1 rRNA gene is annotated in these 255 nt (G+C 55.3%); it reads left to right on the top strand.

Annotated features, from left to right (window positions below):
- Positions 1-255: ribosomal RNA gene (locus J3L11_RS19735) — 23S ribosomal RNA — on the top strand; the annotation flags it as partial.

Raw genomic sequence — 255 nt, 5'->3', positions numbered from 1 at the left:
GGTGAAAAACCTCCACGCCGAAAGACCAAGGGTTCCTGTCCAACGTTAATCGGGGCAGGGTGAGTCGACCCCTAAGGCGAGGCCGAAAGGCGTAGTCGATGGGAAACGGGTTAATATTCCCGTACTTTTGCTAACTGCGATGGAGAGACGGAGAAGGCTAGGCCAGCGCGGCGTCGGTCGTCCGCGTTTAAGGTTGTAGGTAGTGTGCTTAGGCAAATCCGGGCACATAATACTGAGGGCTGATGACGAGTCACT

The organism is Shewanella sp. 4t3-1-2LB (assembly GCF_017368415.1).
GTDB classification, from domain to species: Bacteria; Pseudomonadota; Gammaproteobacteria; order Enterobacterales; family Shewanellaceae; genus Shewanella; species Shewanella fodinae.
Note: the sequence above shows the minus strand (reverse complement) of the source record. Positions and strands in the feature narration are given on the sequence as shown.